This window comes from Vibrio sp. 2130-1 (genome assembly GCF_033339515.1).
On the sequence record NZ_JAWOUT010000083.1, the window covers coordinates 1 to 1057 of the forward strand.

General features: G+C 46.5%; 1 protein-coding gene. It reads left to right on the forward strand.

Annotated features, from left to right (window positions below):
• Positions 1-1057: EAL domain-containing protein (locus R7Q09_RS24375; RefSeq protein WP_318143723.1), on the forward strand; the 1057-nt coding region annotated here is incomplete at both ends.

The window sequence follows — 1057 nt, forward strand, 5'->3', positions numbered from 1 at the left end:
CACGCTACGATTGTGGAAGGGCAAACCGGGGTTTCTGTTCTTGGGTATGACACCAACAATCCCAAACAGGCACTTGCTCATGCGGCGCAAGCGATGGTGTCTTCGAAAGCTGGAGAAAACGGCTACTTCAACTTTTACAACAGTGAACTTCACGCCGAGTTGGTGAAACGTCAGCATTTGGAAACGTTCCTGAAAACCCAAATTGAAAGTGAGCTGGTGGATGTGTATTTTCAGCCAATTATTGAAACGCGAACCGGCAATGTGGTGAAGTTCGAGGCATTAGCGCGCTTCTATCACGAAAACAGCGAGTACAGCACGCAAGAGATGATTTCCATCATTGAAGACCTGGAGTTGATCGCTGCGCTGGATGACGTTGTTTGCCAAACCGCGCTGAAGCAGTGGCCACATTTGCAAAAAATCTATGGCGAAAATATCGGACTTTCCATTAATCGTTCGTTGAATACCAAGCTGGATTCATTGCAAGTTCTCCAGCGATCGCTCGATTTGATTAAAGCCAGCGATGTAAAACCAAAACTGGTGACTATTGAGTTAACAGAAACCGCGTATTTCGAGCAAGATGAAGAACACGCGTTTGCGTTAGAACAGATTCGCCAAGAGGGCATTCAAATTGCGATTGACGACTTTGGTACGGGCTACTCTTCGTTTTCTTATTTGGAAGAAGGGCAATTTGATGTACTAAAAATCGACCGCAAGTTCGTCAAGAATATTCATGAGGGTAGTACAAGTTATAACATCGTCAAAACCATTACCGATTTGGCACACAAGCTGAACGTCGAGGTGGTTGCCGAAGGTGTCGAGTCACAACGCGAGCTCGAAGTGTTGGCTGGTATTGGTGTTGATTACATGCAGGGTTTCCTTTTTTCTCAGGCATTGCCAGTCGTGCTACTCGATACCGCTCAAGCACATGACACACTTTTTAATGGTGTCATGGTTAAACCGACTCAAGATGCGATGCTGCAGTCGTTATGTCATCACGATGTGCGCCGACTCGACCCAGGTGAACCGCTGTCTTTGGCGGTGGAATACATGAATCTGA